The following is a 17,205-nucleotide window of genomic DNA, read 5'->3' on the forward strand; positions in this document are numbered from 1 at the left end:
TTCGCGCATATTCTGGAGGAAGAATGACAGCATTTACAGTAAAACTGAGTAATACCCCAGCCCCAAGCCATGTTCAGGCTACTCTCCCGTTATCCTACAATGAAAGCGGCGCGATTATTCATTTAAATCAAGATAACAATCAAATTGTAGACGAGCAACAAGAGTCGCTGGCTCTCATTTCAAAATGCGCAAGAAAACTAAGTACTTCCTTTACTGGCGACGCTAAGCTTGAAGGTGATTGGGATTTAGAGCAGCAGTGGGCTTTTGCACTAGGTTTTGGTTCGCCAAAATCCAAAGGCGAAGTAAAATGGTGTAACACCGCTGATAAAACAGATCTAGAACAAATGTATCAGGCCTTACGATTTACGCGCGACCTGGTTAATCAAACACCTGAACAAATGAGTCCTGAAGCCTTATCATCACAAGTCAGTGATTGGATAAGTGGACTAAATAATGCAGCGGTAAGTGTACGCAAATGGGTAGGGGAAGAGCTAAAGCAAGCCGGTTGGCAAGGCATTTACGAAGTAGGTCGAGGTAGTGAGCGCCCCCCCGTATTGCTTGAGATTGACTATAACCCTGGCGCTGATGAAGACGCGACAGTAGATTACGCACTAGTTGGAAAAGGTATAACCTTTGACAGTGGCGGTTACAGCATAAAATCCAGCGAAGGTATGCTGGATATGAAATGCGACATGGGCGGAGCGGCTACAGTGGCAGGGGCAATGGGACTTGCCATCATGCAAGGCACTAAAAAAAGAATTAAACTGTTTCTGTGCTGCGCTGAGAATCTTATTAGCGGCCATGCTTACAAACTGGGTGATATTATTACCTATAAAAATGGGACGACAGTAGAAATTGTTAATACTGATGCTGAGGGGCGATTGGTACTGGCTGATGGTCTGATGGCGGCAAGTGAATCTGGAGCGAAGGTCATTATCGATGCGGCCACACTCACTGGCGCAGCAGTGATGGCGCTTGGTCGTGACTATAACGCCCTGTTTAGTTTAGATAAGGCGCTGCAATCCCGATTTTTAAAAGTCAGTGAATCGGTGAACGAGCCACACTGGCCATTACCTTTAACAAAGGCGCATCGCTTTAAATGCCCATCGCCTTTTGCCGATACAGCGAATTCTCGACCGCAGAAAGGAGGCGGTGCAGGTGGGGCATCCAATGCTGCTGGTTTTTTATCGCGCTTTGTCAACGAAGACGGAAAAGGCTGGTTACATATTGATTTAGCTGCAGCTTACAATCGAGACGGAACGGAAACAATGCCAAGCGGTGGGAGCGGCATGGGAATAAGAAGCATTGCGGCACTAATAAATGAACAAGCTTAATTGGCTGCTTATTGAGTGTTAGAAGAAAAGACCGGGCGAGTACTACAGGCCGCCCAGTCTTTCTGCAAGTTCTTTATATTTTTCAACGTCGTTCTTATCAAAAAGCGGATTGCCTTCGCCATCTTTGTCTTTTGACAACAGCAGGCTTTCACGTTCAAGGCGCTGTACGCGAACATCTTGCACTTCAAGAAATTCAGCAACTTCGCTTACGGACATTAGTGACATGATTTGCTCCAAATATAAAAATAAGTTTTGGTTTACAATGTAACGACCTGAAAATACAAAAGATTAGAAAAAACTTGCTTTTAAATGTACGGGTTACGCAATTTATTAGCGCTTTCATAAGATAAAGAGTTGATTGGTGATGATGTTAGAAGTGTTAGCTGCGGCTACAATGCTGTTTTTGATTATGGATCCACTGGGTAACTTGCCAATCTTTATGTCTGTTTTAAAAGGTATAGAACCAGAGCGAAAAACGAAAGTTGTATTAAGAGAATTGATCGTTGCATTGATCATTCTTATGGTATTTTTGCACAGCGGACAGGCGCTCTTAGACTTTTTACAAATTGAACAGGAAACCGTTAGTATCGCCGGTGGTATCATTCTTTTTATTATTGCACTGAGAATGATATTTCCAAAACCAGGCGGCGTGATGAATCTGCCGCCCGGTGAAGAGCCTTTTATTGTGCCGCTTGCTGTACCGATGATTGCCGGGCCATCCACTATGGCTGCGCTAATTTTGTTAGCAAATCAAGAGCCTGATCAAATGATGCAATGGAGTCTTGCGCTATTTGCGGCGTGGGTCTTAAGTGCGCTTATTTTACTTATGTCAAACAAGGTGCATAAATGGCTAGGTGAGAAGGGCCTTAGAGCGGTAGAGCGATTGATGGGGATGATACTTGTTATGATTGCCATACAAATGTTTTTGAATGGCGTAACATCGTTTATCAAGCATGTAATGCAGTAAGCAGGGCGTATTATTTTTACTATTGAAACGAGTCGTTTATGAAAAACACTGAACCACATAGCAAGCTCAATATGTTTGCACAAATCCGTTCACTCTCAAAATCGAGTGCTATACTTTTGTGTAGCGCGCTTATTCAACGAATGCTGCCAAACTACCTTTTGTTTTGTGAATTGACAGACTTCAGCGATGCAAATCGCAACGCCCAGTGGCCTGATGTAGCAAAAAACCTTGTGAATCTTTTATGGGAAGTAAGCACCAATAAAGCCATGAAGCTAAATGTGGATGTGCAGATGGAAAAGCTTGAAGAAATCACGCCCGATGTTCAGCTTTACGATAATCTTGGGGCCTACGCGGCACTTGATTTTTGCATGGCTTTGCATGCGTCATACCAGTTAATTAGCAATGAAGAACCCAACGAGGCTGTAACTGTGGCAAAACTTAGCCAAGGTAGCGTAGAGCGACATATCATGGGGCTTGAAGATAAAGAATTGACAGGTGCTGAACTTAAAGCACATCCACTTATGCAGTATGAGATTGATTCGCTTAAAGCGCTTTTCGACTTTTGTGAGCAAAAAGGTATTCAAAGCCAGGATATAAAGGCTTTGAGAAAAGATATAATAGATAGTGGAGTGAGCTCTTTAGGCATAGAATTTTAATGGTCATCAGCATTCTTAGGTTAAAGTAATAGCGTGTATACATTTATTGCATTACATTTTTTGATTTATTTACAAAAAACCATTTAAATTTGATGTGACTTTAAGGGATGGTGACGGCAAGATGTATGCCCAAAACGGCGCAAAGAACGTTTTGGTCGTTCGTTAAGTATTGATCAAGAAATGAAATAATACTTTTTTTCGACTGAGTAGCAGACAAGCGGAAAACAGCTCGCTCGGATGACAAATTAGAGCGAAAAGACGAGTTGGTTAGTTATGCTATAAACCTGCCGTGGCTCTGGATGTTTTTAACTAAAGACTCACTTGACAGTTATATAAGCTCCGATTACGATGAAAGCATGAAGCGTTTCATCACAGGAGCGTTCATTACTACATTTAGCCAGTTTCAAGGCAGTAGCTGGACGGATTAAGGATTGATTAAATGAAAGAAGCTATATTCAAATATACCCTCGCATTTTTAGCTTTTGTGGCTACCTCTGGTCTAGAGGCAAAATCTTTGGGTGAAATGCCAGACTCCTCATTAGCAAAAGCCGTACACAAAGAGGTCGCCTTACAGCGCCAAATAGCTTTTGAGTTGGCGCCTGTTAAAAACAAAAATGACGCAGAATTTCATGCGTTACAGTCTGATAGTAGTTTTAATTTATTGTCTGAACGTTCAAAGGCTGTTTTTTTAAATAGTCTTGTTTTTAATGATTCAGGGTTGGTAAGTTTTAATTATAGTGTTTTGGAAAACGAACTAACGCCCACTCAAGCTTATAAATTGCTTCAGCTTTTCGGAAAACAGCATGTCGTTCATGTATTGACAAATGCGAGAATTGAAACAACCCTAGACTATTTGCTTCTTGAAAATAAAGGTTTTCCCAATTCTTCACCATCAATGGGAGTTAATGGATTTTCTGGTGGTGTAATTGGAATAGGTGGGGAAGACCACAAGGGGTATAAATGCGTGTCTAGAGCAAATTGTCAAGAAACAGCTACATACATTTGCATGAGCAGTTGCTGATTTGACGTTATGTGAACAAATTTACATGTTGTTATTCAGATGTATAATTGTTTTGTGTCTCACAGCTAGCGAGAGTACTTTCGCTAGCTGTGAGACAATAAACGATACTTGGCAGAGAATTTTGGAGATAGAAAGCACTCTTGCCTCAGAAGAGTCAGTGGGCGACGAAACGTTTGTGCTAGACAACCGTTTAAATAAGTTCCAAGAGCTATTTTCGATGTGCATAGAAAACGTCTATTCCCCAACAGTGATGTTAACTTGGTCTGATGAAGAAATACACACTTTTTTCATGGTGTTAAATCATATAAACTTTTACGCTCCGACTGATGCAAGCTTATTACTTTTTTCAAAATTTGTTTCTGAAATCTCTGAAGACAACAGCAATCATAAGAATTACAGAAAACAATTAGAGCAAAAATTGTGGAAAGGTTGGCAGTTTGACGAGCTACAGAATTACAAATTGATTTCTGGTGAGAGTTCTACTTATATTATTCCGGAGATTAAGAGTAAAAAAAAGAATCAACAAAAGGGGCATAAGTATTTACGTGTAACAAATCCAAAGCTTCTGTACGAAGACTACATAGATTTATCTTCTGGAAATTTTTTGGTAGTTGTCGGTTCCACTCTCTGTAGTCCATCTAAACGATTCACCAGTTGGTATGAGAAACGAGCTGAAGAACTGCAAAGCTCGGAGTTTTCGGTTGTTTGGTTGACCAAGCAATTCGAAGAGTCGAGATTTTCTAACGTTTATTCATTCAATAAAGAACATACACATATAGAATATAATTTCGTTCAAGCAGTTGAAGATTGGCCGTTCATTACATACTGGGGAACACCAACTATATACTTTCTATCTGACGGAAAGTTAGTAGCGCAGATTGTTGGTTGGCCTGCTGAAGGCAGAGAAAACCAGGTATTTGAAAAAATAAACGAATATTTTGCAATAGAAATGTCAGATTAAGTCGAGACTGATTAAAATCGCGATGTTAAGACTAGGCGAATTCGACATTTTTTATCCTTACCCGCAAATAGCTAATTTATTTTACTCGAAACAGCCTAATGCTGGCCTGTTGCGTGGCTTTTTCTCTTAGCAAGCTCAACTTAGAGGCGAGTGTTGCATCCAAGCTTATCCCATGTTCAGTTTCCAAATAAACAAGCGAACCGTGTTGCAATAGTCTGTTGTCAAATAGCTGCGTTATGGCCTTCAGTGCCAAATGCTTTGAAAAGGGCGGATCGATAAAGACAATATCAAAAGGCGGAGACTCAGAGACTTCAGCAGACAGCTTTTTACAAAAGAGTAGCGCGTCATCGCAATGTACTTCGACCGAGCTTCCTGTTTGTAATTGTAATCGATTTTCTTCTAATTGTTTGGCGTTGGCTTTATCCATTTCGACCATGAGCACACTTTTAGCCCCTCTGGAGTAGGCCTCAAAGCCTAAGCTTCCTGCTCCTGCGAAAAGGTCCAATACGCGTGCGTCCACAATATCGTGCATTAGCCAGTTAAATAGCGTTTCTTTGGTGCGGTCGCCTGTTGGGCGCAAACCCTCTACCATTCGAACGGGGAGCTTTCGCCCTTTATGCTTACCAGCGATGATCCGTATTTGTCCGCTTTGTCTTGCGTTAATCGCTTTTGCTCCGGGTTTTATCGCATTTGAATCGGTTTTTTTTCGGAACTTGTTACGCTTGGGCTTTGAGAATGGCATCATTTCACTTCAAAGTGCTATTATAATGCACTTATGGTAAATGAAATCGCAGCACAAGATAAGATGCGTACTTAGTATTATGTAAAACCTTAGGAGCATTGCGTTGTTTAACTGGTTTAAAAAAGACAAAGAGAAAAATAAAGAGGCGCTCCCCACCGAGCAGGAAAAAGCCGAGCAGGAAAAAGCCGAGCAGGAAAAAGCCGAGCAGGAAAAAGCCGAGCAGGAAAAAACTGAGCTAAAAGAATCGCAAGAAAATGGGGCCCCTTCTGCACAGGAAAAAGCGACGCAGACCCAGAAAACTCAACAAGAGAAAACTCAAGAAGAGGTAACAAAAGAAGAGGTAACAAAAGAAGCCGCAAGTCCGGAAGTTGCTAACCAAGATTTCTTAAAACAAGAGCAGCTAAAACAAGAGCCATTAAATAAAGAAGCAGCCCTTCAAAAAGAGAAAAGCGAAAGCGGTTTTTTTTCAAAATTACGCGCGAGTTTGTCACGCACTAAAGAGAATATCGGCAGTGGTTTTATCGCGCTATTAAAAGGTAAAGAAATAGACGATGAGTTATACGAAGAACTTGAAACACAGTTATTGTTAGCCGATGTTGGCATGCAAACCACTACTAAAATCATCAACAATCTGACAAAAAGTGCCAAAATGTCTCAATTGAAAAACTCAGATGCGCTTGCCGCCATGCTAAAACAGCACATGCGCGATATTCTAGAGCCTGTAAATCAGGACTTGGAGATGGATGCGGGTTTTGATGAACAAGGCAATAAACTCCCCTTTGTAATTTTAATGGTTGGTGTGAATGGCGTAGGTAAAACCACAACCATTGGCAAACTGGCAAAGCAGTTTCAGGGACAGGGGAAAAAAGTTATGCTGGCGGCAGGTGACACCTTTCGTGCAGCAGCCGTTGAGCAACTGCAAGTATGGGGAGAGCGCAACAATATTGGTGTGATTGCCCAGCCGACTGGGGCGGATAGTGCATCGGTTATTTTTGATGCATTAGCATCAGCAAAAGCAAAGGGGGCAGATGTCCTTATTGCAGATACCGCAGGACGATTGCAGAACAAAGATAATTTAATAGAAGAGCTTAAAAAAGTGGTTCGAGTGATGAAAAAGCAAATACCTCAGGCACCACACGAAATTATGCTCACCCTTGATGCAAGCACTGGACAAAATGCAGTAAGTCAGACCCGAATTTTTAATGACGCCGTTGGAATAACAGGGATTAACTTGACTAAACTGGATGGCACCGCAAAAGGAGGTGTTATTTTTGCCTTGGCAGATGAATTTAAGATTCCGGTGAGATACATTGGGATTGGAGAGGGAATAGATGACTTGCGTCCTTTTTCGGCTCAAGCCTTTGTTGATGCTCTATTTGACGATGATGCGCAAAAATAACCTTGCAGTATTGATTCATCATTGCTGATTTAATACCGCATACACGCTACGATATTCGGGCGAGATAACAATAATTAAGATAGCGAAGTAATAGATGATTAAGTTTGAACAAGTCAGCAAGACCTATCCCGGTGGACAAAACGCGCTGTCTAAAGTCAGTTTTCACGTTGAACAAGGTGAAATGGCATTTTTGACCGGGCACTCAGGGGCAGGAAAGAGCACCTTGCTAAAGCTGATCAGCATCATGGAGCGCCCCACCGTAGGTGATGTTTTAATTAACGGGCACAACTTAAACAATATTACTCGCAAACAGATAGCCTATATTCGACGAGATATCGGCATGATTTTTCAAAGTCATCAATTATTAATGGATAAGTCGGTATTTGACAATGTGTCTTTGCCCTTGGTGATCGAAGGGCACACCCGCAAAACGATTGCAAAACGAGTAGATGCCGCGCTTGAGATGGTTGGACTGAAGGATAAAGCGAGAAACTTACCTATTACGCTTTCAGGCGGAGAACAACAGCGAGTAGGCATCGCCAGAGCCGTTGTTAATCGGCCACCTTTATTGTTAGCAGACGAACCAACAGGTAATTTGGATCCTAAGCTCTCAATGGAAATCATTCGTTTATTTGAAGATTTTAATCAGGCGGGCGTTTCGGTCTTTATCGCAACACACGACCTGGGACTGATTGCCCGAATGAAATACAGAACGCTGACGCTTAAAAATGGCCGGATGATTACTGATGGCCTGTCTCAGGCAGAGGAGGATCTTCTGTTATGAGTATCTTGTTTAAAGGCAGAAAGCAAGGCGCAAGCATAGACAAGGTCGGCCCCTTTCAACGCCTTGTCATGTTCTTTACTGATCATCTTCGTCAAGCTGTAAATAGTTTGGGTGAACTGTATCGCACTCCCTTTGCATCGCTTATGACGGTTGGCGTGCTCGGTTTCAGTTTAACTCTCCCTGGAACACTATATATCCTGGTTAAGAATACTGAACAAATCTCCGAACAATGGCAGCAGGCAAGTGAAATATCGCTTTTTTTAAACGACTCGGTAAGTGAAGCGAATGCGCAACAACTCGTTACACGTTTATCGGTATGGGATGAAATAGCAAGCGTCACCTATATATCCCCTGAAGAGGCGCTGGAAGAGTTTAAGGCACTTTCCGGCTTAGGAGATGCAATCGAATATTTAAATGAAAACCCGCTTCCTGCTGTTGTGTTAGTGGTGCCTACATCGAAACACGCCACACCCACTGCCGCAGCCATACTTCTTGATAAATTAAGGCAAGAGCGAGAAGTGGAAATGGGTAAACTGGATATTGAATGGCTAGAGCGACTTTATGCCTTATTAGATATTGCCAAGGAGCTTGTTTTTCTGTTGGCGGTGCTGTTATTTTTCGCTGTTGTATTGATAATCGGAAACACCATTCGCTTGAATATACTTAATCGCAGGGATGAGATATTAGTGATGAAATTGGTCGGAGCAACAGATGCTTTTATTCAAAGACCCTTTTTGTACACCGGTTTCTGGTTTGGTTTACTCGGTGGAGTCATTGCATGGGTAACGGTCTCCGCTATCTTGTGGTGGATAGGCTGGAGTCTTGAAGATTTTATGGCCTTATATCAAGTTAAATTTGATATCACCGGACTAGATGCCAAGGCGCTCGGTATCATGCTTTTACTTTCAATTGGCTTGGGTTTACTCGGTTCGATGCTGTCAGTGAAACGGCACGTTAAAGAGATTGAGCCAGAATAGCGCTTGAGGTGCAGGTTACTGTGCACATATTTGATTATTCCGTCTTTGCCCTAGGGAATACCGGCGAGTCTACTTGATGAATACTGTTTGCCCATAAGATTGAATCATGCAAGTGCGCTTGAACCTGTGTTTCAGTCACCCCGAGCTTATTGGAAATCGCTTTTAATGACATCCAACTGCTGGACTCCAAAGCCCTTACACAAGCTAATATCAATGCATATTGGCCTTTGCGTTCAATCAAGGCGCGTTTGATAGCGTTTGATAAAGAAATTTGATTGAGTAACTCACGCATATCGCGTTGTAAGATGACATCTATCAAAGACAGTAGCCCGACCATAAAGGCTGACATTGCATCATTTGAATCGAAAATTTCGTCGTCTAGCAACTCACAGAATTTTGCTCGAACAAGTGATACATGCAATAGTTCCTGAACGTTATTCTGATTTAAGTGCGCAACAGAAACGATAGCAATAAATTTTCTGAGCATGACCTCGCCCAGATAGCTAAGTGCATGCTTAATCGAGCTGATCTTATGAGATTTGTTAATCAGCGGATTATTAATAAAACGCAAAAGCAAATAGGAGAGCGTTGGATCTTTTTCAAATATCGCTCTGACCTTATCCGTATCCAATTCTTTTTGCGACGTCAGAGCGATCAACTCCAACATGCTGAGCTTATTCGCAGGTAATTCCTGTTGCGAATGTTTTGGTCGGGATAAAAAGAAAAAGCCTTGAAAGTAATCAAACCCGGCTTCAATGCATTTTTGGAATAATGTATGAGACTCAACGCGGGTGGCGATAGTTTTGATGCTCTTTTCAGCAATTTCTGACTGCAGTAGCTTAAGTTCCAGCAACGAAATGTTATTAATATTGATTTTTAAATAATCAGCAAGCGAGAGGCAAATTTCCGACAAAGGTGTTTTGTTGTGAATAACAAAGCGAAAACCCTTTTCTCGCAAATTTTGTATCGCAGAGATAAGCGCCGTTTCATCGTCATTAATATCGCTTATTTCTATAATCGTATCTTGAGGAAGAAACTCATTAGGCAGTCCGTGAATCAGGTCATCTTTTCTTACGCTGATAATTGATACATTGCCCTTTAGTAGCTCATCTAATCCAACTAATGAACCAGCGCTAACGCCGTCTTTGAAGCCCTCGTCAAGATCATGGGGTTTTACAGTATCTTGAGCGAACAGGCTCGCAGGCAAACTACCTTCGTCGCCGTCTCTAAAAACAAGCTGATAAGCGAATAGCTGTTGTGTGGAATCAAAAACTGGCTCTCTGGCAAATACAATCATGACTTATCGTTGCTATCAAAAGTGGATTTCATATCATCTGCCCATTTTACCGAGGCATAGTACATTTCAAAAAGCGCTGACTCTTTAACGCCAGCTTTTTGACTTAATTCGTATATTACTGCCCAGTCAGCTCGCTCAAAGGCAAAGCAAATTCTTAGCTGTAATGCTAATTGACTGTCGGTGTGAATCTCACAAAGCGCCAGCTTTACATCGTCGGAAAATGGCATGGACTTCATAATTTCAGGCATGGGTAAATCCATCAATGCGTCCATGTGAGAAAATAAACCTAAAATATAGCTACTTGGTGGATTGTCTTTAACCTGCATTTCAGCGGCCATCAGTTTACAAAAATGGGCTCTCACCAAAGAGGAAACAATCAAATCAGCCGGCTTATGGCTCTTTAAGTTCGCGATGGCTAACAAAGCAATGAATTTTTTTAGTTCAACCTCGCCCAAATAACGAAGTGCATGATGTAACGAATTGATTTTCATGCGCTTGTTCATCAAGGGGTTGTTGATAAAGCGCATCAATTTATAAGTCAGCCCAACGTCTTTCTCAAAAACAGCATTGATTTTGTCAAAATCGAACACTTTCGCGGAGCTAATCGCAACTAACTCAACGATTGATGAAGAAGCGATATCAATTCGCTTATGTTTTACAATTTCAGGTTTAGATAGAAAATAACCTTGAAAATAGTCAAACCCTGCTTCTTTGAAGCGTTCAAAGTCTTCTATTGTTTCAACTTTTTCTGCAATGAGTATTTTGTCCTGGGCTTGCAACTGCTTGAGTTTTCGTTGAATAGATGGATTCGCTAAATCAATAATATCTGCTTCAATTTTGATGTACTTCACCAATGGCATCAAATCATCCCATTCAGGTGAAAAGTCATAATCATCCAATGCGATTTTGTAGCCCATATTTTTTATATGTTCGCAGGCCTTAATAAAATCAGTATCTATATCAACGGTTTCTACAATTTCAATTACCACATTTAAAGGGTCGAGCGTCGAGGGAAACCGATACAAAATGGTATCTTGATGAAAGTTGATAAATGACGGTTTGTTGAAACTAATGTTTTCAACACCAATTGATAGATGACTTTCAGCCAACATCGAGCTGGTGGCTTCATCCGGTGAAATATCTGGAAAGCAATTACTTACTCCATCTCTAAAAAGAAGTTCGTAACCGAAAACACGTTTTTCGGTATCATAAATGGCTTGTCGAGCTACATAAGCGAACATATTTCCTTTTCCTGTTTTAGGGCGTTAAATCCTGGGTTTCATACCTTATTGGCGCCTACTTTTTTCTATTACACAGTGATCGAAATTAACAAATGCTTCGTTTTGTGCGATAACGTTAAAAAAATTTGATCTATTACTTGAGTTTTTGAAATCTGTCCTTATATTTACCAAGTCAAATTTCGATATCAATTTTAGATACAACTTGCGAACTATCGATCATTTGAACAGTCAAACTACTGTTACAAAATGAATGAGGTATGAATGAAAGATAAAATGCAATCACTCGCTCTAGCCGTACCTAATAGCGGAAGCATTGAAAGTTATATTCAAGCAGTTTCCAGCATTGACATGTTATCGGCAGAAGAGGAAAAATCTTTGGGCTTGCGTTTGTTTGAAAACGGAGACCTTGAGGCTGCGCGTAAGCTGGTTATGTCGCATTTGCGTTTTGTGGTTCATATTGCAAAATCCTATTCCGGATATGGATTGCCACAAGCAGACCTCATACAGGAAGGCAACATCGGCTTAATGAAAGCCGTCAAACGTTTTGACCCTCACGTGGGTGTTCGACTTGTTTCCTTTGCTGTTCATTGGATAAAAGCAGAAATACATGAATATGTGCTTAAAAACTGGCGCATAGTTAAAGTGGCTACTACCAAAGCGCAACGAAAGTTGTTCTTTAATTTACGAAAAGCCAAAAAGCGTTTGGGCTGGTTTACGCATGAAGAAGTTCAGAAAGTAGCCGATGAACTGGGTGTTAGCACTAAAGAAGTGTTGCAAATGGAAGCTCGTATGAGCAGTCAGGATCAAGCCTTTGATTTAGGCGCAGATGATGACGACTCAACAGCCTTTTCACCCGCTCAGTATCTTGAAGATAAATCGGCAGACGTTGAGAGTACTGTCATCAATAACGATTGGGATGAAGCTGCGACTAAACGCCTTTACTCTGCAATCAAAACCCTTGACGAGCGCAGCCAACATATCATTGAAACGCGCTGGTTAGCCGATGACAAGCTAACCCTTCAGGATTTAGCTGATGAATATCAAGTTTCTGCTGAACGCGTAAGGCAAATTGAAAAGAACGCAATGAAAAAGCTTCAAGCCGCAATGCTGTAAGTTAGAAAAGCATTTAATAATATTTTAAAAATCCGCCGTTTCGGCGGATTTTTCATATAATAAAACTTGATTGAGCTACTTAAAGACGCCTGTATGGAACTTGTTGACGTAAATAAAGCGCGCTACAGAAAGCATTTAAACATCATCATTGTTGTGAGTATTGTTGCGTTAGCGGCGGGCAGTTTGGGGATATCGCAAAGTCTAATCGCACTTTTCCCTGATCCCGATGGCAGTCACTTTCACTGGAATCTACTTGGAGTCATTCTTACTGTAATCGCAATGGCGATGATATTCCGGTCAATAAAACACCATCCATTTATGACAGAAGTCACTTACGTGTGGGAGCTTAAAAAGGTACTGAATCGCATTAATCGAAAAGGCGATAAAATTAAACATGCAGCGCAGCAAGGTGATGTCGATGCAATGACCATTCTTCAGTATAGTTATTCTGGTTCTCGCTTATTATGGAACTTAGATGATAATAATATTGTGATAGACGAACTGACGGTCGCACAAGCGGAACTTGATACATTAGCGAAAGAGCACCAACTCACGTTAGAGCCTAAAAATTTTAAAATAGAAATGTTGGAGAAGTACTGAACTTTTATCTACTAGCGTTGGGTAAAACCCAGTATTGACCTGAGAATTCAGCCACTTGATCATCACCGTCCAGAATGTCTACATGAAGCGAGACAGGACATTTTTTCCCTCGAGCCAGTAAATCAAATTTTGCTCTCACCGTTTCAATGTTGCATATTGCGCGAGGCTTCATTGTAATGGGCTTATGATAGTGAATAGAGCCATCTCCTAAAACAATCTCACCGGCTAAGTGCTTTTGTTTCAATTGCAAAAATATCATGCCCCAACCTGTTAATGTGGCAAGCGAATAAATACTGCCTGCAAACATGCTACCGTGAAGGTTGATGTTTTTATTCAAAGAAGCATGGGTTTCGATGGTACGCTCAGTATATTGATAGAGCTTGATGCCCATATGTTCAGTGATGGGAATTTCTTCATGCCAGGTTTTCTGTAATTCCCGGCACCACTTAGGATGCAGAACCAAGTTATTGTTATTAAATAGATGCTTACGCATCTGTTTTCGTTTTAACTTGCCCAGTTCGTTTGGGGCTTCATCAATTATCTCAAATCCACAGTTCTCAAAAAATTCGATGGAAGATTCACGCGAATTGGTAACGGCACGCTCTGCCCCGATATCGCGAGCGACCTGTTCCAGCGCGTTTAGCATAATCTGACCAACGCCCTTTCTTCGATATTCTTTATCTACTGCAATATGGCGAATTTGCGCTTCTTCTGTGGTATTTAAATGCACTCTTCCACACGCGACAATTTTACCCGATTGGTTTTTAAGAACGCGATGTTCACTAACGCTTTCGTATTCGTCTTTTTCCGAGCCTTCAGGATAACCCCATGGCTCACGCAACCACAACCACCTAAAGGCAAAGTAGGCTTTTAGCTCTTCATCGGTTTTCGGTTTTTCAACGGTGTACAATAGACGATTCCTTGTGCAAACTGCTACAAGCTAGTTTAATACGATTACGCATTACAGTATATATCAATGCAAAAAATCAGACTCTAAATTGAAAGGTGACGGGCCCATCATTAACTAATTCGATTTTCATATCCGCACCAAAAACCCCTTTTTCACAACGCAAATAGTTTGATTCTGTGTGAGCAATAAATGCTTCATACATGGCCTTGCCATGCTCAGGACTGGCACCTTGTGAAAAGCCGGGGCGATTGCCTTTATCGGTTTGGGCGACAAGCGTGAATTGGGAAACGACCAAAAGCTCTGCATCTATATCAATTAAACTCAAATTCATTTTGCCGTTTTCATCATTGAAAATACGATAATGGGTCACTTTTTTCGCCAGCTTTTCTACTGCTGCTTGCGTGTCAGTCTTTTCAACTCCGAGTAACAGCAAAATACCTTGATTAATCCTTCCTACCACTTGTTGATTTACCGAAACACTTGCCCGAGACACACGTTGTATAAGGCCAATCATTAGATACTGCTCCTTGTTCGTCAGACAAAACCATAGTTTAATTCATAGATTCAAGCTGGGTCATAATATTTATCAGTTTATTTCTTATATTTTGTTCAGAGGCACTATGTCCTGCATCATCAATAATGTGTAATTCTGACTTAGGTAATTGATGATGAAGTTCATATGCAGCAGATACCGAGCACACCATGTCATATCGACCATGGACAATATAAGTAGGAATGTGCGCAATACGAGCAGCATTTTCCAAAATATAATTTTCTTCGATAAAGCAGTGGTGTTTCAAATAATGATTTTCAAGCAAGGCCAAACTTTTGACTTGTTGATTTGATGCATGTTCGCAGGCGTCTTTTTGATCAGGAATGAGTTTAGAAATTGCCCCTTCCCAGTTAAACCAGGCACTTAATGCTTTTTTTGAGATGGTTTCATCACTGTTAGTAAATAAATCGTAAAAAGCCAGAGTGATCTCGTCTGAACTTGACGCGTCGCCCACTTGAGAAATAAAGTGTTGATAAGCGTCGGGGTAAACACGCGCGGCCCCGCTATTTGCCTGCAAAAACCAGTCAAAATCCGTTTTCCGTGCTAAAAAAACACCTCTTAAGATCAAGCTCAATACGCATTCTGAATAATGAATCGCATAGCAAAGTGCAAGGGTAGCTCCCCAGGAGCCACCAAAAACCATCCAGTTATCGATTTTAAGATGTTTGCGAATTTCCTCTATGTCGTTGATCAAATCTTGCGTCGTGTTGTGTTGTAGATCACCAAATGGTTGTGACTGACCACATCCGCGCTGGTCGAAGGCAATGACACGATATTGGGAAAGATTAAATGGCCATTGGTAGTTACCATTGATGCCAGCGCCCGGACCGCCATGTAAAAACAAAACCGGAATGCCTTCTGGGTTGCCAGCAAGTTCAATGTGAAGTGTGTGGCCATTGGACACGGGTAGTTTGAGTGACTGTACCGACAATGTTACCTCTAACGCTTTTTGGGCTTTTTATTATTTTGCTGTATGCTAAGTGCACTATTTTAAGTAATAAAGTAAAACCAAGATAAACGAATTGCTTTATGCTCATTTGATGCGACAAATAGCTAGCTCGTTTAGGTCTTATTAAGGTCTTACAAATATTGTTACAGGTAAAGGATGCACAATGGTTCATAAGATATTTCTGGCAGTTTTGTCAATATTGTTAGTCTCAGGCTGTCAATCGGCCATTGAAGATGCCTATTTTAGTATGTGGGATAAAATAGGCGTCGAAAAACGCGATATTCTGGTTGATAGGGTAGAAGATGCTCAAGATTCGCAGAAAGACGCGCAAGAAGAGTTTGCTGATGCATTAGAGCAATTTAGTGCGCTAATTAATTTTGACGGTGGTGAACTGCAAGACGTATATGAAGCGCTTAGCGATGAGTATGAAGACAGCAAAGAAAGCGCAGAAGAAGTATCCCAGAGAATTGACAGCATTGAATCTGTCGCCAATTCTCTTTTCAGGGAATGGGAAGAAGAATTAGAGCTAATTAGCAACCCGAGCCTGCGCAACGATAGCGCCAACAAGCTCAAAACGACCAAAAAACGTTACGATAATTTACTTAGCTCAATGCGAAAAGTAGAAGCCAGCATGCAGCCGGTTTTAGCCTCATTTCAAAATAACGTGCTGTATTTAAAGCACAACCTCAATGCTAACGCAATTAACGCACTACAAGGCGAACTAAACACCATTCAAACTGATGTGAACGCGCTAATCAAAGAAATGAATCAGGCGATTGAGGAGTCAGATAGTTTCATTTCAAGCATTCGTGGCAACGACTGAACGCTTCGTTGACAATAAAGAGTAAATATCACTATGCAATCTTCATTTACTTCGGTGTGCTTATCAATATTGATTTATGCCTTGTTTAGCTATTCTGTGTTTGCTCAAGAACGCTTGTCGTCCGGGAATCCCACCAATCCCAATCAGCAGGACAATGATGTTGAAGAGATTGAAGTTACAGGACAAGCTGGTGATGCCGCGTTGCAAGCTTTTGCTGCTGGCAATTTCGAATTAGCTGAAATTAAATTTAGCGAAAATGCAGAATGTGCACTAAGAGTAGAGCGAAATAAACGGGCGTTTATTCAAGATATGCAAAACGCACAAATTAATCAGTCTTTATCAGGCGCTGCAAGCAGTAATAATCCATCTGGAAGCGCACCATCAACACCCATAAACAGTACTTCAAGTATGGCATCAAGTTTTGATGGGAGAGGAAGTGCGCCTGTTCGTGATAAAACCTGCGAAAATAGAGGTTATCAACTGTACATGGTAGGGATGTCTCAACTTCAGCTGGGCAGAAGCGAAGAAGCCGAAGAGAACTTTGAGCGCGCTGTTAACATCAATAAACGACTTCACGATGCAGTATTTCGTTTGGCCTTAATGAAATTACTCAGAGACGACAGTGAAGGCGCGTCAGATCATTTACAAGAATTACATCGACTCCTGAAAAAGTGCCATAACTGCGAATCCTTTGACAAAATTCAGGCGAATATTGATTTTTTAGAGAGGGCGATCCAAGGCAGCATTCCTAAACAATAAATCGCCCCTGCTTAATTTCAGTGTTTGTAGTCTATACTGAAGGTTTAGCACTCACTACAGCGTTAGTAAGAAGGATCGATTTGATGCAAATAAATTCATTAATATTTTCCGAAAAGCGC

General features: G+C 41.2%; 19 protein-coding genes. 12 read left to right on the top strand and 7 right to left on the bottom strand.

Annotation, left to right across the window (positions count from 1 at the left end; genetic code table 11):
• The first annotated feature begins 23 nt into the window (after positions 1-23).
• Positions 24-1,334, top strand: coding sequence for an aminopeptidase PepB (pepB, locus tag D6V41_RS10575; protein WP_136251472.1), 1,311 nt, complete (start codon positions 24-26; stop codon positions 1,332-1,334).
• Between the two features lie 42 nt (positions 1,335-1,376).
• On the opposite strand, the gene D6V41_RS10580 is transcribed toward pepB, so the two are convergent.
• Entirely contained in the window at positions 1,377-1,559 is a 183-nt protein-coding gene (locus tag D6V41_RS10580; protein ID WP_136251473.1) for a helix-turn-helix domain-containing protein, read from the bottom strand.
• A gap of 142 nt (positions 1,560-1,701) precedes the next feature.
• On the opposite strand from D6V41_RS10580, the gene D6V41_RS10585 reads away from it, so the two are divergent.
• The 4 genes from D6V41_RS10585 (at position 1,702) to D6V41_RS10600 (ending at position 4,939) form a co-directional block, all read left to right on the top strand.
• Complete coding sequence (locus D6V41_RS10585) at positions 1,702-2,301, top strand: YhgN family NAAT transporter (protein WP_136251576.1); 600 nt, start codon at positions 1,702-1,704, stop codon at positions 2,299-2,301.
• A 38-nt stretch (positions 2,302-2,339) separates the two neighbouring features.
• A complete protein-coding gene (locus tag D6V41_RS10590; RefSeq protein ID WP_136251474.1) occupies positions 2,340-2,957 on the top strand; it encodes a YjaG family protein in 618 nt (205 codons plus the stop codon).
• 439 nt (positions 2,958-3,396) lie between these two features.
• Positions 3,397-3,978, top strand: coding sequence for a hypothetical protein (locus D6V41_RS10595; protein ID WP_136251475.1), 582 nt, complete (start codon positions 3,397-3,399; stop codon positions 3,976-3,978).
• 121 nt (positions 3,979-4,099) lie between these two features.
• Positions 4,100-4,939 (top strand): hypothetical protein, encoded by an 840-nt coding sequence (locus D6V41_RS10600; protein WP_136251476.1) that lies wholly within the window; start codon positions 4,100-4,102, stop codon positions 4,937-4,939.
• 76 nt (positions 4,940-5,015) lie between these two features.
• Here the strand turns inward: D6V41_RS10600 and rsmD are convergent, their stop codons facing one another.
• Positions 5,016-5,684 (bottom strand): 16S rRNA (guanine(966)-N(2))-methyltransferase RsmD, encoded by a 669-nt coding sequence (gene rsmD / locus D6V41_RS10605; RefSeq protein WP_206663256.1) that lies wholly within the window; start codon positions 5,682-5,684, stop codon positions 5,016-5,018.
• A 100-nt stretch (positions 5,685-5,784) separates the two neighbouring features.
• On the opposite strand from rsmD, the gene ftsY reads away from it, so the two are divergent.
• From ftsY to ftsX, 3 genes are all read left to right on the top strand, one after another.
• Entirely contained in the window at positions 5,785-7,080 is a 1,296-nt protein-coding gene (gene ftsY / locus D6V41_RS10610; RefSeq protein ID WP_241664516.1) for a signal recognition particle-docking protein FtsY, read from the top strand.
• A 94-nt stretch (positions 7,081-7,174) separates the two neighbouring features.
• Positions 7,175-7,864 (top strand): cell division ATP-binding protein FtsE, encoded by a 690-nt coding sequence (ftsE, locus tag D6V41_RS10615; RefSeq protein WP_136251478.1) that lies wholly within the window; start codon positions 7,175-7,177, stop codon positions 7,862-7,864.
• Positions 7,861-8,841: a permease-like cell division protein FtsX gene (gene ftsX / locus D6V41_RS10620; RefSeq protein ID WP_136251479.1), complete on the top strand. Its 981-nt coding sequence runs from the start codon at positions 7,861-7,863 to the stop codon at positions 8,839-8,841. The genes ftsE and ftsX overlap by 4 nt, the downstream gene beginning before the upstream one ends.
• 34 nt (positions 8,842-8,875) lie before the next feature.
• On the opposite strand, the gene D6V41_RS10625 is transcribed toward ftsX, so the two are convergent.
• Together D6V41_RS10625 and D6V41_RS10630 are read right to left on the bottom strand one after the other, a co-directional pair.
• A complete protein-coding gene (locus D6V41_RS10625; protein ID WP_136251480.1) occupies positions 8,876-10,138 on the bottom strand; it encodes an EAL and HDOD domain-containing protein in 1,263 nt (420 codons plus the stop codon).
• A complete protein-coding gene (locus tag D6V41_RS10630; RefSeq protein ID WP_136251481.1) occupies positions 10,135-11,379 on the bottom strand; it encodes an EAL and HDOD domain-containing protein in 1,245 nt (414 codons plus the stop codon). Before D6V41_RS10630 ends, D6V41_RS10625 begins: the two co-directional genes overlap by 4 nt.
• Positions 11,380-11,640: 261 nt before the next feature.
• Here D6V41_RS10630 and rpoH point away from each other — a divergent pair, with 261 nt between their 5' ends.
• Together rpoH and D6V41_RS10640 are read left to right on the top strand one after the other, a co-directional pair.
• Positions 11,641-12,492, top strand: a complete 852-nt coding sequence (rpoH, locus tag D6V41_RS10635) for an RNA polymerase sigma factor RpoH (protein ID WP_136251482.1) — start codon at positions 11,641-11,643, stop codon at positions 12,490-12,492.
• 93 nt (positions 12,493-12,585) lie between these two features.
• On the top strand, positions 12,586-13,092 hold the full coding sequence (locus D6V41_RS10640; protein WP_136251483.1) for a DUF3087 domain-containing protein: 507 nt from the start codon (positions 12,586-12,588) through the stop codon (positions 13,090-13,092).
• 4 nt (positions 13,093-13,096) lie between these two features.
• On the opposite strand, the gene D6V41_RS10645 is transcribed toward D6V41_RS10640, so the two are convergent.
• From D6V41_RS10645 to pip, 3 genes are all read right to left on the bottom strand, one after another.
• The gene (locus D6V41_RS10645) at positions 13,097-14,002 is read right to left on the bottom strand and encodes a bifunctional GNAT family N-acetyltransferase/hotdog fold thioesterase (protein WP_136251484.1); all 906 of its coding nucleotides are present in this window, start codon (positions 14,000-14,002) and stop codon (positions 13,097-13,099) included.
• Between the two features lie 76 nt (positions 14,003-14,078).
• Entirely contained in the window at positions 14,079-14,516 is a 438-nt protein-coding gene (gene dtd, locus D6V41_RS10650; RefSeq protein WP_136251485.1) for a D-aminoacyl-tRNA deacylase, read from the bottom strand.
• A gap of 37 nt (positions 14,517-14,553) precedes the next feature.
• Entirely contained in the window at positions 14,554-15,486 is a 933-nt protein-coding gene (gene pip, locus D6V41_RS10655) for a prolyl aminopeptidase (RefSeq protein ID WP_136251486.1), read from the bottom strand.
• Between the two features lie 181 nt (positions 15,487-15,667).
• Here pip and D6V41_RS10660 point away from each other — a divergent pair, with 181 nt between their 5' ends.
• Together D6V41_RS10660 and D6V41_RS10665 are read left to right on the top strand one after the other, a co-directional pair.
• Positions 15,668-16,327, top strand: a complete 660-nt coding sequence (locus tag D6V41_RS10660) for a DUF2959 domain-containing protein (RefSeq protein WP_136251487.1) — start codon at positions 15,668-15,670, stop codon at positions 16,325-16,327.
• Positions 16,328-16,360: 33 nt separating this feature from the next.
• Positions 16,361-17,086, top strand: a complete 726-nt coding sequence (locus D6V41_RS10665) for a tetratricopeptide repeat protein (protein WP_136251488.1) — start codon at positions 16,361-16,363, stop codon at positions 17,084-17,086.
• Positions 17,087-17,205: the final 119 nt, after the last annotated feature.

Source organism: Ningiella ruwaisensis (assembly GCF_004798935.1).
In the GTDB taxonomy this organism is placed as follows: Bacteria; Pseudomonadota; Gammaproteobacteria; order Enterobacterales; family Alteromonadaceae; genus Glaciecola; species Glaciecola ruwaisensis.

Excerpts from the sequence above, each read along its gene's own strand:
- pepB (WP_136251472.1), top strand. The coding sequence starts at position 24 with ATGACAGCATTTACAGTAAAACTGAGTAATACCCCAGCCCCAAGCCAT.
- D6V41_RS10580 (WP_136251473.1), bottom strand. The coding sequence starts at position 1,559 with ATGTCACTAATGTCCGTAAGCGAAGTTGCTGAATTTCTTGAAGTGCAA.
- D6V41_RS10585 (WP_136251576.1), top strand. The coding sequence starts at position 1,702 with ATGTTAGAAGTGTTAGCTGCGGCTACAATGCTGTTTTTGATTATGGAT.
- D6V41_RS10590 (WP_136251474.1), top strand. The coding sequence starts at position 2,340 with ATGAAAAACACTGAACCACATAGCAAGCTCAATATGTTTGCACAAATC.
- D6V41_RS10595 (WP_136251475.1), top strand. The coding sequence starts at position 3,397 with ATGAAAGAAGCTATATTCAAATATACCCTCGCATTTTTAGCTTTTGTG.
- rsmD (WP_206663256.1), bottom strand. The coding sequence starts at position 5,684 with ATGATGCCATTCTCAAAGCCCAAGCGTAACAAGTTCCGAAAAAAAACC.
- ftsE (WP_136251478.1), top strand. The coding sequence starts at position 7,175 with ATGATTAAGTTTGAACAAGTCAGCAAGACCTATCCCGGTGGACAAAAC.
- ftsX (WP_136251479.1), top strand. The coding sequence starts at position 7,861 with ATGAGTATCTTGTTTAAAGGCAGAAAGCAAGGCGCAAGCATAGACAAG.
- D6V41_RS10625 (WP_136251480.1), bottom strand. The coding sequence starts at position 10,138 with ATGATTGTATTTGCCAGAGAGCCAGTTTTTGATTCCACACAACAGCTA.
- D6V41_RS10630 (WP_136251481.1), bottom strand. The coding sequence starts at position 11,379 with ATGTTCGCTTATGTAGCTCGACAAGCCATTTATGATACCGAAAAACGT.
- rpoH (WP_136251482.1), top strand. The coding sequence starts at position 11,641 with ATGAAAGATAAAATGCAATCACTCGCTCTAGCCGTACCTAATAGCGGA.
- D6V41_RS10640 (WP_136251483.1), top strand. The coding sequence starts at position 12,586 with ATGGAACTTGTTGACGTAAATAAAGCGCGCTACAGAAAGCATTTAAAC.
- dtd (WP_136251485.1), bottom strand. The coding sequence starts at position 14,516 with ATGATTGGCCTTATACAACGTGTGTCTCGGGCAAGTGTTTCGGTAAAT.
- D6V41_RS10660 (WP_136251487.1), top strand. The coding sequence starts at position 15,668 with ATGGTTCATAAGATATTTCTGGCAGTTTTGTCAATATTGTTAGTCTCA.
- D6V41_RS10665 (WP_136251488.1), top strand. The coding sequence starts at position 16,361 with ATGCAATCTTCATTTACTTCGGTGTGCTTATCAATATTGATTTATGCC.